The sequence below is a fragment of the Proteiniphilum sp. genome, from assembly GCF_034927365.1.
In the GTDB taxonomy this organism is placed as follows: domain Bacteria; phylum Bacteroidota; class Bacteroidia; order Bacteroidales; family Dysgonomonadaceae; genus Proteiniphilum.
Genome location: NZ_JAYFQD010000016.1, coordinates 11,822 through 31,942, shown reverse-complemented (window position 1 = coordinate 31,942; position 20,121 = coordinate 11,822). Strand labels below are relative to the sequence as shown.

Sequence of the window (20,121 nt, the reverse complement as noted above, 5' to 3'; positions counted from 1 at the left end):
TTGCATTGCGAAAGTTCGGAAAAGAGCTTTTAGCTTCATGGGTTATTCACTTTAAAAAGTTAAAAGCGATGCAAACTAACATTCTTGGTTACCCGCGGATCGGTAACCGGCGCGAACTGAAAAAAGCCTGCGAAAGCTTCTGGGCAGGTAATATCACCGAAAATGAACTACTGAAAACCGGAGCAGCAATCAGACAGCAAAATTGGACGTTGCAGAAAAAGGCGGGCATAGACCTTATCCCTTCAAACGACTTCTCTTTCTACGATCAGGTACTGGATACTACACTAACGATTGGCGCCATCCCTCCCCGTTATGCTTCACTGCAAAACGACAGGCTGGCACTTTATTTTGCCATGGCGCGCGGTTACCAGCGGGATGGCATGGATATCACTGCGATGGAAATGACCAAATGGTTCGACACCAATTATCACTATATTGTTCCCGAATTTACCAAAACTCAACACTTCTCCCTGTTTTACAATAAGGCGCTTGAAGAGTACCGGGAAGGGAAAGCACAGGGCATCGAAACCAAGCCGGTATTACTGGGTCCTGTCTCCTATCTCTTATCAGGTAAGGAAAAAGAAGAGGGATTCCATCGAACCGATTTGTTAGATCGGTTGCTGCCCATATATATCGAAATGCTCAAAGAATTAGAAGAAGCAGGAGCGGCATGGGTGCAACTCGACGAGCCTTTCCTGACGACGGATATCGACGAACAAACAAAAAGGGCATATACCGAAGCTTACTCAGCCATACGGAAAGCCTGTCCCGGTCTAAAATTGTTGATTGTAACCTATTTTGAAGGATTAAGGGATAACACCGCACTGGCAGTACAATTACCGGTGGATGCGCTGCATATCGACTTGGTACGTGCACCGTTTCAACTGGATGATGTATTGTCACAACTCCCGGAGGACAAGATCCTTTCATTAGGTGTGGTGGACGGTCGCAATATCTGGAAAAACGATTTCGACCAGTCATTGACCATGATCGGCAAAGCGATCAACAAACTCGGGGAAGGACGGGTGATGATCGCCGGTTCATCGTCGTTCCTGCACGTACCGTACGACCTTGATCTGGAAGCGAACGAAAAGGCTCTTACCCCCGAAATAAAACAGTGGATGGCCTTCGCCCGGCAGAAAGTGGAAGAACTGGCCCTGTTAAAGAAGCTGGCGAAAGGAGATCCATCCGTTAGGGATGCTTTGGAAACGAACAGGCGGGTAATGAATGATAAAGGTACCTCTTCGCTGATTCACAACAAAAGAGTAGAAGAACGATGCGCTACCGTACCGGACGATGATACCAAACGGAAAAGTCCGTTTTCAGAAAGGAAAAGTATACAGCAGCAGGTGTTACACCTCCCCTCCTATCCTACTACCACCATCGGTTCTTTCCCGCAGACAAAAGAGGTACGCTCCTGGCGGGCAAAATTCAAAAAAGGAGAACTGTCGGCAGAAGAATATGACCTATTGCTGAAAGCAGAGACCAGGAGGACCATCGAATGGCAGGAAAGGATCGGCCTGGATGTACTGGTACATGGTGAATTCGAACGGAACGACATGGTGGAGTATTTCGGCGAGCAACTCGATGGCTTCGTCTTTACGCAAAACGGTTGGGTACAGAGTTACGGTTCACGGTGTGTGAAACCGCCCGTTATATACGGCGACGTGTCCCGCTCCCACCCTATGACTCTCTATTGGACAAATTATGCGCAGTCGATTACGTCCAGACCGGTGAAAGGGATGCTCACCGGGCCGGTCACGATCCTGCAGTGGTCGTTTGTAAGAAATGACCAGGAACGTTCCAAGACCTGCCTGCAGATAGCATTGGCCATCCGTGATGAAGTGCGCGACCTCGAACAGGCCGGCATCAGGGTCATCCAAATCGACGAGCCAGCAATTAGGGAAGGGTTGCCGATCCGGAAAAACGACTGGAAAGACTATCTGGATTGGGCGGTAAAGGCGTTCTGTATTGCTTCGACGGGTGTGGAAGACAAAACCCAGATCCATACACATATGTGTTACTCCGAATTCAACGATATCATCGAACATATCGCCCTTATGGATGCCGACGTGATTACCATCGAATGTTCCCGTTCGCAGATGGAACTACTGGATGCCTTTGTCCGCTTCAGCTATCCGAACGATATCGGTCCCGGTGTATATGATATCCACTCACCACGGGTACCAGGTGTAGAAGAGATTGTAGATTTGCTCAGGAAAGCTGCCCGGGTTATTCCACAGGAGCAGCTATGGGTCAACCCCGACTGTGGATTGAAAACACGAGGCTGGAAAGAGACGGAAGAGTCGCTGATCACGATGGTGAAAGCAGCCCGGCAAATGCGGGAAGAACAGGCACGAGATTAACTTTGAATTATTAAAAATCTATGGAGTGGTTTCATTCGCTTCTTTTCGAGGAGGGTATTGCCCATACCATCCTCTTGTACGCGTTGATTATTTCCGGGGGAATAGCGTTGGGGAAAATCAAAATATTCGGTATTTCACTGGGAGTGACATTCGTATTATTCGTAGGTTTGTTTGTGGGACATCTGGGATTTGACGCAAACCATGAAATCGTGCATTTCATCCGGGAGTTCGGACTGATACTGTTTATCTTTTCCATCGGACTGCAAGTAGGTCCCGGTTTTTTCTCCTCCTTCAAAAAAGGAGGGATGAAGATGAATCTGCTGGCTGTATCGGTGGTATTACTCGGTGTGGGGGTCGCAATCGGACTCTATTATATCCTGGATGGAAGTGTATCGATGCCGATGATGGTCGGTATCCTGTCAGGGGCTGTCACCAATACGCCCGGTCTTGGGGCGGCACAGGAGACCCTGCGGCAGTTGTCGGAGTCGGGCGTGATCGGCGAAGCTCCCCAGATAGCTTTGGGATACGCCGTAGCATATCCCTTGGGGGTGACAGGCATCATCTTATCACTAATCGTAATCCGGCTTGTTTTCAGGATCGACCTGAAGAAAGAAAATCAAAGGATCAAGGAAACCAATGATGCACAATCAGAAAAGATTGAATTCCTGACCATCAGACTGATGAATAAACATTTCGACGGAAAAAAACTGCACGATATCAAACGGCTGGTCGAACGAAGTTTTATCGTATCGCGGATGATGCGGGAAGGGAACTTCTCGGTTCCTCTCGGAAACACCCTATTGAAACAGGGGGATATCCTTTTTGTGATCACCTCCAGTGCGGCAGCCGAAGCGGTCACTGCATTCCTGGGAGAATTAACTGAACTCGACTGGAAAGAATCGGATAAGATACTGATATCACGCCGGATCGTCATCACCCAGAACAACATCAACGGAAAAACGGTGGGCGACCTGCATCTGCGCTCCATCCTGGGCACCAATATCACGCGTGTCCATCGTGCAGGTATTGATCTGTTGGCTACGCCGGATCTGGTGCTGCAGGTAGGCGACAAGGTGACGGTAGTAGGCGAAGCGGATGCCATCAAAAAGGTGGAAGACCTGCTGGGTAATACCCTGAAACGGTTGGATCATCCCAATGTCACTACCATTTTCATAGGAATCGTGTTGGGAGTACTGGCTGGGAGTATTCCTTTCGCCATCCCCGGTATCCCGATGCCGGTCAGGTTAGGCCTGGCCGGTGGTCCGCTGGTCGTGGCCATCCTTCTGGGGCGGTTTGGCTATAAGATCGGGCTGATCACTTACACGACCCTGAGTGCCAACCTGATGTTAAGGGAAATCGGTATTTCACTTTTCCTGGCAAGCGTGGGACTTGCTGCAGGAGGAAAATTTGTGGAGACAGCCATTTCCGCAGACGGACTGTTGTGGGTTGCCTGCGGTTTTGTAATCACCACGCTGCCACTGTTGATCACCGGAATTATCGGTAAAAAAATATTCGGTATGGATTATTTCACTTTGATAGGATTACTGTCAGGAAGCATGACCGATCCACCGGCACTGGCCTATTCCAATTCCATATCGGAAAATGATGCCCCGGCAGTAGCCTACTCTACTGTCTATCCACTGACAATGTTCTTCCGTGTGATTTCGGCGCAGATACTGATTCTTTTGTTCATATAAAGGTGAATGTGCGGCCTAAATAGAGAGCTTATGCATTTTTCGTGAACCACCCACAATGCACAAGTAGCGTTAAAATGAGAACAAATAGAGTAAAAGTTTGTTTGAACTATACTCCATTAGAGATAACGAGAATTAAGAGTTAGGGGGATTATTGTTTTTCAATTGGCACAGCTAGTTTTTATTTCCGAGTCTAAAAGTCTCGGTTGCTGATTCTTGATTCTGAAAGATTGTAAGGTTTAACTCCATTTATACAACAATGATACAAAAAATTTTGATAGCCAACCGGGGCGAGATTGCCGTACGTGTGATGCGTACCTGTAAGGAGATGGGCATTCGTACTGTGGCTGTCTATTCTGAGGCTGACCGTACTTCAAAGCATGTCTCTTATGCCGATGAAGCGGTATGCATCGGCCTGGCCTCTTCGCAAGAGAGTTATCTGAATGCCGATAAGATCATCAAAACAGCGAAACAGTTCAAGGCGGACGCCATTCATCCCGGTTATGGGTTCCTGAGTGAAAACGCCGATTTTGCACGCCGCTGTAAAGAAGAAGGCATCATCTTTATCGGGCCCTCGGCTGAGAGCATAGAGGCGATGGGCGATAAGATATCGGCACGTCGTACAATGATAAAAGCCAAAGTTCCTGTCGTACCCGGGACATCGGAAGACCTGAAGCCGAGGGATCTGTTCCGTGTCTGCCGGAAAATAGGGTTTCCCGTGATTATCAAAGCAACAGCGGGCGGAGGCGGAAAAGGTATGCGTTTAGTATATGAAGAGAAGCAGCTACAGGCAGCCTATGACTCTGCCAAATCGGAAGCAAGGGCTTCGTTCGGGAACGATTCGGTCTATATCGAAAAGTATATCGAATCGCCCCACCATATCGAGATACAGTTTTTAGGCGATTCGCATGGGAACGTGATACACCTGTTCGACCGCGAATGTTCGGTACAGCGTCGTCACCAGAAGATCGTAGAGGAAAGCCCCTCCCCTTTTATCGATGACAAAACCCGTCTGGCAATGGGCGCTATCGCCGTAAAGGCTGCCAAATCCATCGGGTACGTAGGTGCCGGCACCATTGAGTTTCTGGTGGATGGAGAGATGAACTTCTATTTTCTGGAGATGAATACCCGTCTGCAGGTAGAGCATCCCATTACCGAAGAAGTGCTGGGCGTGGATCTTGTAAAAGAACAGATACATATTGCCAATGGGAAAAGGCTCCGTTTACGACAAAAACAACTGCACCAGCGCGGACATGCCATCGAATGCCGTATATGTGCCGAAGACCCGGAAAACAACTTCGCTCCGTCTCCCGGTATCATCCGACATATCCAGACCCCTGAAGGGATAGGTGTGCGGGTGGATAGTTTTATCTATGACGGTTACGAAATTCCGGTTTATTACGACTCGATGCTCGGCAAGCTGATCGTCTGGGCAACCAGCCGCGTCTATGCACTGGAACGGATGCGCCGCGTGCTATATGAATACAAGATCACAGGGGTAAAGACCAATATCGATTACCTGCGACGTATCATGGATACGCGTGACTTCGTAAAAGGGAATTATACCACGCACTTTATCGAGGACAACAGCAAGAAGTTGCAGGAATCTACCGTCAACGACAATGAAATTGAAGATATGGCCATCATCGCTGCCTATATCGATTATATAGTAAATAACAACGATGCGCCTTCTTCATCACCCGCCGATAACCTTCCTATAAGCCGGTGGCGTGCGTTCGGCAAACAAAAGGGCGTTTTGAGGATATAAGGAGGAATAGATATGAAAGCAAAAATAGACAACAGGACCTGTGAGGTGGAGCTGATCTCCAAAGATGGAAACAGGGTCGAGATCTCACTGGACGGGAAGATATACGATATCGACGTGGTGATGTCGGAGAACGGATTCTGCTCTATCCTCCACGAAGGAAGATCCTACAATGCCGAATCGGTACGTCATTCGGAAGGTAAATATACGATTACGACAAATTTCCGATATTTCGATATCGAACTCTCCAATCCCCAGAAGAAATATTTAAGAGGACGAAGATCTGCAGAGGAAGAGGTGCAGGAAACCATTACCTCCCCAATGCCGGGAAAGATCATAAAAGTAATGGTCTCGGAAGGGATGGAGGTAAAGCAGGGCGATCCGCTCATCGTGGTGGAAGCCATGAAGATGCAGAGCACCTACACGGCCGCCCAGAATGCCATCGTGGAGAAGATCCACGTAGGAGAAGGCGATTCCGTGGCGCGTGGTCAATTACTGATATCCTTTAAAACCAACTAAAAACAGCAATGATGACATTAGAAGAAATATATCAGGCCTTCGAGGAAAAGAATAAAGCTGCCGAATTGGGTGGCGGGGAAAAGGCAATCGAAAAACAGAAGCAAGCCGGTAAACAAACTGCCCGTGAGAGGATAGACATGTTGTTGGATGACAATACGTTTGTCGAAATCGATAAATTTGTGGTTCACGAATGCCACAACTACGGCATGCAAAACAAACGGATTGATGGCGACGGTGTAGTGGCCGGTTACGGAAAAATAGACGGGCGACTGGTATATGTCTACGCCTACGATTTCACGGTATTCGGTGGTTCACTGAGCCGTACCAATGCCAATAAGATTGTCAAAGTACAGAAGCTGGCAATGAAGAACGGTGCTCCTATCGTCGCATTGAACGATTCGGGCGGAGCCCGTATCCAGGAAGGAGTGGTCGCCCTTAGCGGTTATTCCGATATCTTCTATCAGAATATCAAGGCTTCGGGTGTGGTGCCCCAGATCTCCGCTATCCTGGGGCCATGTGCCGGTGGTGCGTGCTATTCCCCTGCCCTTACCGATTTCATCTTTATGGTGAAGGAAAAAAGTTATATGTTTGTCACCGGCCCGGATGTAGTCAAAACGGTCACACACGAAGAGTTGACCAAGGAAGAGCTGGGAGGGGCAAATACCCATGCATCCAAAAGCGGGGTGGCACATTTTGTGGGCGAAGATGAGGAGGAAACACTGATGATGATCCGCGAATTGCTGAGTTTTCTCCCTTCCAACAATATGGAAGATCCTCCGGTAGTGCCTACCAACGATAGCATTAACCGGGAATCCCCCGAACTACAGAAGCTCATCCCCGATGATCCCAATATCCCCTATAATATGAAAGAACTGATTGAAGAGGTGGTGGATGAGAATTACTTCTTCGAGATCATGCCGCAATTCGCGCAGAATATCATAGTGGGATTTGCCCGCATGGGCGGCCGTTCGGTCGGTATCGTGGCCAATCAACCGGCTTACCTCGCCGGCGTACTGGATATCGATGCGTCCGACAAAGCAGCACGGTTTATCCGTTTCTGCGACTGCTTCGATATACCGATCATTACCTTTGAGGATGTGCCGGGCTTCCTTCCCGGACGTGACCAGGAGCACAGCGGTATCATCCGGCACGGAGCCAAGATCGTCTTCGCTTATGTGGAAGCCACCGTCCCGAAAATAACGCTGATTACCCGTAAAGCCTATGGCGGTGCCTATATCGTGATGTCGTCCAAAGAGACGGGAGCAGACGTTAACCTGGCCTATCCGAATGCGGAAATCGCGGTGATGGGTGCCGCAGGTGCGGTGAACGTGCTCTATCGTTCCTCCAATGAAGAGGAACGCCAGAACGCGCTGAACGAATACACCGAACTGTTTTCCAATCCATACCGGGCTGCAGAAAAAGGATATATCGATGAGATTATCCTGCCGAAAGATACCCGCTACAAACTCATCCAGGCATTGGAAATGACAGCCAATAAGACGGAGACCAATCCGCCAAAAAAACACGGGAATATTCCGCTATAAAAATTTTCGTATTCAAAAGAATACCCTACCTTTGTACTCAGTTTTGGTGTTATTCATTTCAACGGCTTCGAAATGAATGATGAAAAGGGAATCAGGTGTAAATCCTGAACAGACCCGCTGCTGTAAGCTCCGCTTACGTGCCGGACAAATACCTCAATGCCACTGTTCCGATAAACAGGAATGGGAAGGCGTCCGGACACGGGAGTAAGTCAGAAGACCTGCCAGAATTAAAATATGTTTTATAGCTTTCGGGGATTAGAGCTTACAACATCGAGAGGAATCATTCCTTTATCCATTCGTGATCATTTTATATTCCGGAAGAATGTAACCTCTTCATGTGTGCACTTTTCGCGCAAAGCTGTTTATTAGCAAATAATAATCGGCGAAATGAAGTTTTTCACTATAGTCAGAATCGGTTTTGTTGCCATTGTTCTTTTTGCGTTCAATCCGGTCGCCGGGCAAGATACCGACTCCATTACCACCTATTCGTTGGAAGAATTCGTCGTGTCGGCACGACGGATTCAAATGGATGTGATTCCGGTACAAACCCTTTCGGGGCAACTCCTGGAGAATCTGAGCGCCCACTCGGTAGCCGATGCACTGCGTTATTTCTCAGGTGTGCAACTCAAGGATTACGGAGGGATCGGTGGACTCAAGACAGTGAATGTGAGAAGTATGGGAAGCCAGCATGTAGGGGTATTCTATGACGGCATAGAGATTGACAACCCGCAAAACGGCGTAGTTGATTTGGGTCGCTATTCCCTTGATAACATCGAAGCCGTTTCACTTTATAACGGTCAGAAAAGTGCCATATTTCAGCCGGCCAAAGATTATGCCTCTGCCAGCTCTATCTATATGGATACCAGAATCCCTGCATTCGAAAGTAAAAAAAACCGGAATCTCAAATTTACCTTCAAAACGGGATCTTTTGGTCTAATTAACCCTTCAATTTATTTAGAACAAAAACTTTCGAATAAAGTATCCTCTTCACTTAATCTGGATTATACCAACTCTTCGGGAAAATACAAATTCAGATATAAAGTAGACAATAAATCAGATGACTGGGGCGGATATGACACAACCGCTGTCCGGCAAAATGGTGATATCCAATTGTTCAGGTTGGAACAGGCACTTTTCGGTAAGATAAAGGATGGAGAATGGAAAACCCGTCTCTATTTTTATACTTCGGAACGGGGATATCCGGGTGCTATCGTCAAGGAAGAACCGGGACGGTTCAAACATGAAGACCGCCAAAAAGACCGGAATATCTTCTTGCAAACATCCGTAAGAAAACGTATCACCGACTTCTATTCGGCCAAATTATCGGGAAAGTACGCCTACGATTACCTTTATTATGAATCCGATACCTTGATACAAAAGCTGCGCAACAAGTATACGCTGCATGATTTTTATATCTCGTCGGCCAATCTGTTCGAAATTCTATCCTTCTGGACAGCCAATACCTCTGCAGATTTTCAATGGAATAAAATGAATTCGGATATAACTGAATTTATCTATCCGCAACGGTGGTCGGGTTGGATCGCGGCAGCCACTTCATTTGATCTTCGCAGATTGCAAATACAGGCAAGTCTTTTAGGAAATCTTGTACATGAAACGACCCGCGAACATAAACAGGATATTCAGCGGGACTGGAGAAAAATAACGCCTACCGTGATGGCTTCATGGCAACCGTTTGAAGATAATGAACTTTTCCTGAGGGCTTTTTATAAGGATATATTCCGGATGCCGACATTTGCAGAGATGCATTTGGCATATATGGGAAGCCTTTCATCCTACCTGAAACCGGAATTCACGAAACAATACAATGTCGGCATGGTATATTCTAAAAATATTACCCCATCATTTTATCTGCAAGGACAGGTGGACACCTATTATAATGAGGTGACCGATAAACTGCTGGCCGTACCCGGCGGGGTGAATTTCCGGTGGACGATGATGAATGTGGGATTCGTAAAGATAAAAGGAACAGATATATCACTCTCGACAACAAACAGGCTTAGTAAAGACCTGACTGTTGATACGCAACTGACATATACATGGCAGAAAGCGCAGGATTACACACCAATAAGTGTAGAGAGTGACACAATCACCTATAAGGGGCAAATCGCTTATATCCCGACACATAGCGGATCGGCAATTATAAGCTCAACTTACCGATTTTGGAGCCTGACCTATAGTTTTATTTATACCGGAGAACGGTTTACCGGGAGCGCCAATATCCCGCGCAATGGATTACAACCCTGGTATACAAGTGATTTAGGGTTTGGAAGATCATTCCGATGGAATAATGCAGCTATGAAAGCGACACTGGAAGTGAACAACCTCTTTAATCAGGCATACGATGTGGTGTTGAACTATCCGATGCCGGGGACAAATGTGAAATTTATATTCAATATTACGATATGACGCAGAATACATTCAAATTTTTATTCCTGTTGCTGATTGTCGGGACAGTTCTCTTTGCTTCCTGCCGTGGAGAAGAGGAACAAATACTCCCGCCGGTTATAACACCTCTTGAACCGGTTGTACCGGAGAATGATTCGACCGTTACAGAAGGAGATCCGAATATTGTCGGAAATGATCGAATCAAAGGTTTCTTCTTACTGAATGAAGCCAATATGGGATCCAACAAAGCCTCCATTGATTATTTCGACCGGAAAACCGGTAAGTATTGCCAGAACATCTATCCCTATCTTAATCCAAATATTGCCCATGAATTGGGAGACGTTGGCAACGATATTCAGATTTACGGGAGTAAACTCTATGCAGTCATCAATGTTTCCGGATATGTGGAAGTGATGGATGTCAACACGGCGAGACATGTCAATTCATTGACCATTCCCAACTGCCGTTATATTACTTTTGACAAGGGATATGCCTATGTGAGCTCATATAATGGTCCGGTAAAGATCGAACCGGATGCGCCACTTGGTTGTGTTGTAAAGATCGATACGACCACCATGCGGGAAGTCGGAAGAGTGACCGTAGGATATCAACCCGAAGAGATGGTAATCAGGGATAACAAGCTTTATGTAGCCAATTCGGGAGGCTATCGTGTTCCTAATTACGACAATACGGTATCGGCGATAGATCTGGATAGATTCGAGGAAATAAAGAAGATAACTGTCGGCATCAATCTCCATCGCCTCGAATTAGACAGCGACGGCAATATCTATGCCAGTTCGCGCGGTGATTACAAGACCATCTCTTCCAACACTTATATTATCGGCAAAAACGATCTGGTCAGCAAGGTGATGAACCTGCCCTGCTCCGAAATGACGGCAATGGGTGATTCCATCTATATGTACAGCGTGGAATGGAGCCATATAACACAGAAGAATACCATTACCTACGCCATTGTCAATACGAAAACCCAAACCGTGGTATCCCGCAACTTTATTACCGATGGAACCGATAAGCAGATCGTTGTTCCTTATGGTCTTGCCATCCATCCTGAAACATGGGATATATACATAACCGACGCGAGAGATTATGTCAGTCCGGGCGTATTGTATTGTTTCGACCGGAATGGTAAACGTAAATGGTCGGTGGTGACGGGAGATATACCCTCAAGTATGGCATTTACCAAAAAACGACTAACAAGCCTGGTATTGGATTAATTCAATCCTTTTTGTCACTATTGCTACATATTAAATCATATTACTTTAAGAAAGTATTTATCTATCAATAAAATAAATCAGTTTATGAACTATTTTTTCAAATTAAGAAATGTATTGTGGCTTTTCGTATGCCTCACTGCCTTTTTCTCCTGTTCGGATGATGATCCTGCCGAACTGGTAAAACCGCAGGTCTCATTCTCCTCCGAAACTGGAGAATACAAAGTAAAGGCCGGTAAATCAATTACACTGGAGCCTGTTGTTGAAAATGCTGTTAATCCCGTTTATTCATGGAAATTAGACGGCAAAATTATCTCAACGGATAAAACGTATGAATTTTCAACAGACAAACAAGGAGAGTATTTTATCACTTTTCGTGTCGATGCCGAGAATGGATTTGACGAAAAGCAAGTGAAAATTTCTGTCCTCGATAAACTGCCGCCTCAGATTAATTTAAAGCAATCTTTTGCCGGTTTTGTGAATGAAGATGTGGAAATAGCACCTGAAATAGAAAATCCCGAAGGTGTAACTTACGAGTGGTTGTTAAACGGTAAAGTGATAGGAAAAGATCCTGTTTTGAAATTCAATCAAAATGAAGTTGCCAGCTATCAGCTGATTTTATCGGCAACCAACGAAGACGGTATTGTGATGGCGGCTACCAGTGTTGTCTTGTTAATAAAACCCGAACCGGCACTCTTTTTCGATGACGGAAAATACCGTACTGCGGAAAACCGCAAGGTTCGCCTTAGCGTGCCCTTCGGACGCAGTTTGGTATTAGCTCCCGTAAAGGTGATCATAAGCGATAAAGCCACTTATCAATGGAGTGTTGACGGAGCCGTACAATCGGGTGTTACAAAAGATATATTTACTTTCAAACCTGCTGAACAAAAAACATACAAGATAAAGGTCACTGCAACCGATGGGGAAAAAATTGTAAGCGGTGAAGTTGACGTGGAGTGTGTTAAGCCCGAAGGTGCCTATTATCGTCCGGCTACAGCGACGAGCATGGTAGTAACCAATCAATCTTTCGGTTTTGTGCAGGCACCGGGACAATTTGTATCGATTACTGTGGGAACTACTGAGGTTCAACAGACACAAAAAGCAACTGATGCTATCAAAGTGAATACCGGCGGTTGGTGTTTTTCGCTCGGTGCATTTGGCGGATACGTGATTATGGGATTCGACCACAGCGTGGATAATGTTCCTGATGTTGCCGACCTTGAAATTAATGGAAACGCTTTCGTGGGATGGAGTGAGCCGGGAATTATATATGTTATGCAGGACGAAAACGGTAATGGATTGCCCGACGATATGTGGTACGAACTCAAAGGAAGCGTGTACGGTACAAAACAACATATAGCCCGTTATGCGCTCACCTATTTCCGTCCTAAAGGCAACGAAATATTCTGGGTGGATAACCTGGGTAATACAGGAGCCGGTTCCGCATTGAGTGGAGGTATCACCAAATATCCCAATTTTGTTCCGGGAGACCGGGTTACATTCGTCGGTACTTGTTTGCAGTCAACCATGAACGAAGGTGGAATCATTACGAATCCGGGATACGATTGGGGATATGTGGATAATGTCAACTCCCGAACCGGTTTTTATATCGAGGATGCGGTACAGGCCGACGGTACGCCGGCAAACCTGAAATACATCGACTTTGTGAAAGTCCATACCGGAATGAATGTAGATGCCAAAATTCTTGGGGAGGTTTCCACTGAGACAAGTGCGGCTTTCGACTTACATTTAAAAAATAAGTAACAGCTAAAATGAAGTAAGAAATGAAAATAATAAAACATCTTTTAATAATACTCCTGACTGTTTGCTTTTTTGCTTGCAGTGAAGACGACAACCTCTTCTCAGGTACGGATAATTACATAAAACAGTTTACCATAACACAGGGAAACGATAAATATTTCGGTGTTTTTGAAGGCGACAGCGTTATTGTATACTTTAAAAACGGAGTGTACAGCCAGGGCATGGAAGCAACTATTGAGTTAAGTGAGAATGCTAAAATCTTTCCCAATCCGCAAGAAGTCGGCAATTGGCTGGAAGAACAGCAGTTTGTAGTAACGTCTTACAATGGTACCCGCCGTACTTACCGCTATATTCCCAAAATCGGGGAAGTCAATCATTCGGGTGATGTGGTATTAAGAACTCAGGAAGAAGTGGATGCTTTTGCCGGTTCGGGTATTACAGTTATATCCGGTAATTTGATCATTGGAAATTTGTCGGGACAGGATTCCATATCATCCACAGAAGGTTTTAGAAATCTAAAAAAAGTTGATTATGATATCACAATAAATTCCTGTTATAATGGAGAGAATTTAACGTTGGAAAACCTTGAAGAGGTTGGAAGTATTAAAAGAAACAGTTCGAATAAGATTACTCAAATTGTGCTGCCCAATCTGAAAAGAATTAATCTTTCTGCAAATTTCGGTTCAGTATATGAGTTGGAAGTCCCTAATTTGGAAATCGTAGGTAAAGATTTTACAGTTGGTAACCTCTCCCAGATGTATTGCACACTGGCTTTCCCTAACCTGAAAAAAGTGGACGGTACATTGACAATAAACAACACCAATTTCCTTATCAGTATGTTTACTTTGCCAAAATTGGAGGAAGCAGGAAGTTTGACATTATCGTTTTACACCTATAACATGGGGTTCCCGATGCTACAAAAAGTTACGGGTGCAATAAATATTAGCAATAATAATATGTTGGCACTCGACCTGCCAAAATTAAAAACAGTAGGCAACATTTCACTTTCCGGAAGTAATCTTGTGAAATTGAACATGTCCAAACTCGAAGAAACGGGCAATATCAGTTTTACAAACCTGAAAATAAAAGAGTTGGATTTCTCCCTGCTGCAAACAGCAGCCAACATAACGCTGTCAGGAATTGAGAATATCAACGAATTGGCTTTTCCCGTATTGAAAAAAGCTCAGAATTTTTCGTTATCAAAACCAACGAATTTAAAAACGTTGGATTTAGGTGCTTCCGAAATAGGCGGTTTGACTCTTTCCGATTTCCAATCTATTTCAATAAAAGGAACCGGTAAGATGACCGGTACCTTATATCTGAGCGGTACAGCCTTGTCTTGTAAAATAACCGGGATAAAAGAGATAGGAGCAATCACATCTTATACATCGGCGCCCTATTTGGAGTGTGCGGGATTGGAGCAGGTAAACGGTAATGTGTATGTACAGCATTATGAGAAAATGCTTTTCCCTGATTTAAAGAAAATAACAGGAAGTTTAACGTTTCAGTGCTATTATGCTCAAGATACGACGGATAGTCATGTGACCTTTGCTAAGCTGGAAACCGTAGGTGGAGCGCTCTCCGTATCGGGAAGCAATGACGGGCTTACACATCTGAATATGTTTTCTTCACTCAAGTCGGCACAGTCAATAGCGGTGACCAATCTGAAAAAATTAGTGGATTACACCGGTTTAAAAAATGTCATTCATTCTATCACCGATAAAAACTGGAGAGCCACGGGTAACGCTTATAATCCCACTTATCAGGATTTACTGAATGGAAAATGGACTAATCAATAAGAAACAGGTTAAAAATAAATATGATGAATAAATTTAAAATAGCCCTTTTTGCCATACTTGTTGGTTTTATAATGGCAGCATGTAGTGAAGAAGACACCGATTTTCAGGGTTCCGACAACATTATTGCATCATTTGCGCTGGAACAACAAGGAGGTGCAAAGTATTATGCAACAATCACGGCAGACAGTATTATCATCTATGTCTCGAAAAACGTCTCACTGGCAGGGGTTGTACCCCGAATAACCGTGAGCGAAAATGCGACGGTGACTCCCGATCCTGTTTCCGTCACCAATTGGGAAAAGGATATGGAATTTACGGTGAAAGCATTTAACGGTACACAAAAAACATATAAATATACTGTCATAAAACAGGATTTGAATTTTAAAGGGAATGTAACTTTATTGACACAAGCCGATGTGGAAGAATTTGCCATATCGGGAGTATCTATGGTAGATGGAGTGTTGAATATCGGTACATCTGTGGTAGACGATACCATCAAATCGCTTAAATCCTTAAGTCATTTGACATCGGTAAAATATAATTTAAATATCGGTTCCTATTTTGGAGGTAATAGTCTGGAGGGATTGGAAAATCTTGAGAATGCGGCTTCAGTTAGTATCGGAACCAACCGTAGCTATAAAATGGACAGCTTGAAGCAGATTTCATTACCGTCTCTCAAAAAAGTAAATAATGACTTGAGCCTGAATGCCCCATCTGCCAAGATAATAGACCTGCCTTTATTGGAGTTTGTAGGGGGAGCTCTTTCTTGTAATGTGGATTCGGTTTATACATTCAAAACTCCTGTTCTAAAGACTATTGGAGGAGAATTCAGAGTGTGGTATTCCAAAAATCTCAAAAAGCTGGATATGCCCTCGCTCAAAGAGATGTATGCTTTAGTGTTTGCAGATAACAAAATCCTGGCTGAGATGAATTTCCCCGCTTTAACAAAGATGGTAGACCGTTTTTATATAGGCTCAACAGCTACATTGAAAACAATCAATGCTCCGTTATTGGAAATATGTGGTGGATTGGATATTTCAGCTTCAAGCACAGAGTCTGTAGATTTTGGTTCATTACGTTTATCAACAGGCAGGGTATATATTTATTCGTTGACGGGAGATGTAAATTTATCCTCGTTGGAAGAAGTAACAAGTGATGTATATTTACCTACAAATGCCAATAATTTACAATTGGGAGCCTTAACTAAGGTTGACGGTGCAATGAGCATTACTGCCAGCAAGGATGCCGAGGCCTTGGTGGGTTTTGAGAAATTGGCATCAGTGGGGAAAACCCTGTCTATTAATGGGAATGATAAAATATCCGGATTTTCTGGCTTGAATTCTTTGACGAATGTAGAAAGATTAGAAATACTAGGTTTCACAAAACTGAAAGATCTTACAGGTTTGTCGTCTCTGGAATCTGTTAATATTCTGTATATGAGAAATGTAAGCATGGCAAATATTGATACGAATACTTTTCCTGCTTCCCTGAAAAATGTATCCAAAATAGAAATTTGGCAAATGCCGTTGGAAAAACTGGATATCCGCAATTTACAAGTAAAAAATGTTGTATTGGAATATATGCAACAACAGGAAATCGAACTTATAGGAGATGGTTCTACTTTGGACGAATTATATATAGAGGCTTGTAAAAAAGTGGAGTGTACGGGTGTGGATGAAGTGAAATCATTAAGATTCTGGAGTAACGGGGCTTATGGATTGGATATTGTATGTACGGGTGTGAAGAAAGTGAGCGGGAATGCTGATTTGTATCATGGGGCATCTACACTTACCTTGCCAGATCTTAAAGAAGTTACCGGACAATTGAAACTATCATTTCCTACTAAACTACCTGCCCTTACATCGGCAGGAGAAATTTTGGGCAACGGTTCTACATGGGATAACGAATTGCCGGCAATTGAAACAGTGTCGGGAAATTTCACTATGCCTACAGGGTATGGCGCTTATTCCCTTGAAAAGATAGGTATGCCCAAATTAACCCGTGTGGATGGGAAGTTTACAATTAAAGGGTATAACAGTACAGCAGCATATCAAAACACAAAACTACAGAACCTGGATGACTTGTCAGCTCTTATAAAAGTAGGATCCATACAGATTCAGAACAATCAGGCTTTAACAGATTATAGTGGATTAAAAAATGTAATTGGTTCATTGGCAACTGGTGCTGATTGGGTTACAAACAATAATGGGTATAATCCTACTTATCAGGATATGATAGACGGTAAATATACTAAACCTTAATAAGATAATGGCATTGCAAGACAATAGTTGAAACGTTGTTTCAACTATTGTCTTGCAATATTTTTTACAGAAAATATCAAAAAGGAAAACTCCACTTTTTTTTCTTCAACGTAAATTACACTTTATAAAATATAACTATATATTATACAGATATTTAAAACAAATCATAAATATTGTTGATAACTTTTTTGGAAAACTTTATATTTTATTTTATAGAATAAGTTATCTTTGTTTTTGCATTTGGTTTTTGTTCGCACATACTAAAAATCGGCTGCGAATAAAATGAAAAGGGAATGCCGTGAAAGTCGGCAACAGTTCCCGCTGCTGTAAGCTTTATCAAGGACCTTTGCGCAATACTCATATCCACTGGTTAAACCCTTTCCTGTGAAAGGGGTGACAAATGGCCGGGAAGGACGCGCAAAAGGAGAGTAAGTCAGAAGACCTGCCAGATGCTGCACTTTTTGATCTCTTTCGGGTAAAAAGAGGGTCGAAATTGGATGATTTTCTATATCAAAAGCCAACCCAGCTTCACGAAGAATAATTCATCGTCCATTCCCGGCGACCATCTCCCGTATCGAAAAAAGTGTATCGGTATTGACACAATAGTTCAAACACTGAAAAAATATATTCGTATGGGAAACTTAGTGCTACAAATCGTGAAACGGGACGGTAAACGTGTCCCCTTCTCCATTAAAAAAATTGAAAATGCTATCGCAAAAGCATTCCTGTCGGTAGGTGCGTTCGCCACCGAGGATGACTTCATCTCCATCCTCTCCCGACTCCATATCTCCGACGGGATGAGTGTGGAAGAGATCCAGAACCAGGTAGAAACAGCATTGATGGCTGAGAAATATTTTGCCGTGGCCAAATCTTATATGCTTTACCGCCAGAAGCATACCGAGACCCGTGAGATCCGCGACAACCTGAACTTCCTGATAAACTATTGCGATGCACAAAACGCCGCTACAGGAAGTAAATTTGACGCCAATGCCAATGTGGAGAAAAAGAATATTGCCACGTTGATCGGTGAACTACCCAAGAAAAGTTTTATCGACCTGAACCGCAGGATGATCACCGACCGGCTGAAAGAGATGTACGGGAAGGAACTGGCGGACAAATATATCAGCCTGCTGAACCAGCATTTCATCTACAAGAACGACGAAACCAGCCTGGCCAACTACTGCGCCAGCATCACCATGTACCCGTGGTTGCTGAACGGTACCCTTACTATCGGCGGTAACTCTACCCCACCAACCAACCTGAAATCCTTCTGTGGCGGGTTCGTCAATATGGTATTTATTGTGTCAAGCATGCTGAGCGGTGCCTGCGCCACACCCGAGTTCCTGATGTACCTGGATTACTTTATCCGCAAGGAATATGGCGATGACTACTTCACAAGAAGCGGAGACGTGGTGGATCTCTCGAAACGGCAACGTATCCTCGACAAGGTGATCAACGACTGTTTCGAACAGATTGTCTACTCCATCAACCAGCCGACGGGCGCACGTAATTTCCAGGCTGTCTTCTGGAATATCTCCTACTACGACAGGTTCTATTTCGAAAGCATCTTTGGCGAATTTAAGTTCCCCGACGGTACAGCACCCCAATGGGAATCACTCAACTGGCTCCAGAAACGCTTTATGAAGTGGTTCAACAAGGAACGCACCAAGACCGTGCTGACATTTCCGGTAGAGACGATGGCACTTCTGACCAGGGAGGATGATGTAATGGATAAAGAGTATGGTGATCTCACTGCCGAGATGTATGCCGAAGGACACTCCTTCTTTACTTATATGAGCGACAATGCCGATTCACTGGCGAGCTGCTGTCGCCTGCGTAATGAGATACAGGACAACGGCTTCAGTTACACCCTCGGTGCCGGAGGCGTTTCCACCGGTTCGAAAAGCGTGCTGACCATCAACCTGAATCGTTGCATCCAGTTCGCGAAACGTACGGGACAATCCTACACGGTATTCCTCGAAGAGGTGGTCGACCTGACACACAAGGTACAAACCGCCTATAACGAAAACCTGAAAATGTTCCAGCAGAAGGGGATGCTACCGCTGTTTGATGCCGGATTTATCAATATCAGCCGCCAATACCTGACTATCGGTATAAACGGATTGGTAGAAGCAGCCGAATCGATGGGTATCGAGATTAACCATAATCTCCGTTATGTGGATTTTGTACAGGAGATCTTGGGTATTATAGAAAGGTATAACAAAAAATACCGGACGAAAGAGCTGATGTTCAACTGCGAGATGATTCCTGCCGAGAACGTGGGTGTGAAACATGCCAAATGGGACAAGGAAGACGGCTTTTCTGTTCCGCGCGATTGCTATAACAGCTACTTCTACCGGGTGGAAGACACCACACTCAATGTAATTGATAAATTCCGCCTTCACGGACGTGATTACATCGAGCACCTCACCGGCGGTTCGGCCCTCCACATGAATCTCGAAGAACATCTCTCGAAATCACAATACCGGCAATTGCTGCGTGTGGCAGCCACTGAAGGATGTAATTACTTCACCTTTAATATTCCCAATACGGTATGCAACGATTGCGGCCATATCGATAAGCGCTACCTGAAACAGTGCCCGAAATGTGCTTCCAAGAACCTGGATTATCTTACCCGCATCATCGGTTACCTGAAACGGGTAAGTAATTTCTCTATGCCCCGACAGGCGGAAGCATCCATCCGTTATTACGGGAAACTGGAATCGGAAAAAGAGAAGGTGGTTCATTGATGGATCGGAGTCTGTTCATCAACA

General features: G+C 44.6%; 11 protein-coding genes and 2 riboswitches. All 11 genes read left to right on the top strand.

The genetic code is table 11. The features are described 5' to 3' along the window. Positions 1–68: 68 nt before the first annotated feature. The 11 genes from metE to nrdD all read left to right on the top strand — a co-directional run bounded on the left by metE (position 69) and on the right by nrdD (position 20,097). Entirely contained in the window at positions 69–2,366 is a 2,298-nt protein-coding gene (gene metE, locus VB073_RS12205; protein ID WP_323404460.1) for a 5-methyltetrahydropteroyltriglutamate--homocysteine S-methyltransferase, read from the top strand. A 20-nt stretch (positions 2,367–2,386) separates the two neighbouring features. Further along, positions 2,387–4,063: a putative transporter gene (locus VB073_RS12200; protein WP_323404459.1), complete on the top strand. Its 1,677-nt coding sequence runs from the start codon at positions 2,387–2,389 to the stop codon at positions 4,061–4,063. Between the two features lie 256 nt (positions 4,064–4,319). Then, entirely contained in the window at positions 4,320–5,828 is a 1,509-nt protein-coding gene (accC, locus tag VB073_RS12195) for an acetyl-CoA carboxylase biotin carboxylase subunit (RefSeq protein WP_323404458.1), read from the top strand. A 12-nt stretch (positions 5,829–5,840) separates the two neighbouring features. Next, complete coding sequence (locus VB073_RS12190) at positions 5,841–6,344, top strand: biotin/lipoyl-containing protein (RefSeq protein WP_323404457.1); 504 nt, start codon at positions 5,841–5,843, stop codon at positions 6,342–6,344. Positions 6,345–6,355: 11 nt separating this feature from the next. Next, the gene (locus VB073_RS12185) at positions 6,356–7,888 is read left to right on the top strand and encodes an acyl-CoA carboxylase subunit beta (RefSeq protein ID WP_323404477.1); all 1,533 of its coding nucleotides are present in this window, start codon (positions 6,356–6,358) and stop codon (positions 7,886–7,888) included. A gap of 27 nt (positions 7,889–7,915) precedes the next feature. Next, positions 7,916–8,129, top strand: a riboswitch (cobalamin riboswitch). A gap of 146 nt (positions 8,130–8,275) precedes the next feature. After that, positions 8,276–10,315, top strand: a complete 2,040-nt coding sequence (locus VB073_RS12180; RefSeq protein ID WP_323404456.1) for a TonB-dependent receptor — start codon at positions 8,276–8,278, stop codon at positions 10,313–10,315. Beyond that, complete coding sequence (locus tag VB073_RS12175; RefSeq protein WP_323404455.1) at positions 10,312–11,529, top strand: YncE family protein; 1,218 nt, start codon at positions 10,312–10,314, stop codon at positions 11,527–11,529. The genes VB073_RS12180 and VB073_RS12175 overlap by 4 nt, the downstream gene beginning before the upstream one ends. Before the next feature lie 84 nt (positions 11,530–11,613). Next, on the top strand, positions 11,614–13,290 hold the full coding sequence (locus tag VB073_RS12170) for a PKD-like domain-containing protein (RefSeq protein WP_323404454.1): 1,677 nt from the start codon (positions 11,614–11,616) through the stop codon (positions 13,288–13,290). Between the two features lie 20 nt (positions 13,291–13,310). Beyond that, complete coding sequence (locus VB073_RS12165; RefSeq protein WP_323404453.1) at positions 13,311–15,086, top strand: hypothetical protein; 1,776 nt, start codon at positions 13,311–13,313, stop codon at positions 15,084–15,086. 20 nt (positions 15,087–15,106) lie between these two features. Continuing rightward, positions 15,107–17,347 carry a hypothetical protein gene (locus tag VB073_RS12160; RefSeq protein ID WP_323404452.1) on the top strand — a complete coding sequence of 747 codons (2,241 nt, stop codon included), beginning with the start codon at positions 15,107–15,109 and terminating at the stop codon, positions 17,345–17,347. Positions 17,348–17,571: 224 nt separating this feature from the next. Next, positions 17,572–17,812, top strand: a riboswitch (cobalamin riboswitch). 167 nt (positions 17,813–17,979) lie between these two features. Continuing rightward, the gene (gene nrdD, locus VB073_RS12155) at positions 17,980–20,097 is read left to right on the top strand and encodes an anaerobic ribonucleoside-triphosphate reductase (protein ID WP_323404451.1); all 2,118 of its coding nucleotides are present in this window, start codon (positions 17,980–17,982) and stop codon (positions 20,095–20,097) included. Positions 20,098–20,121: the final 24 nt, after the last annotated feature.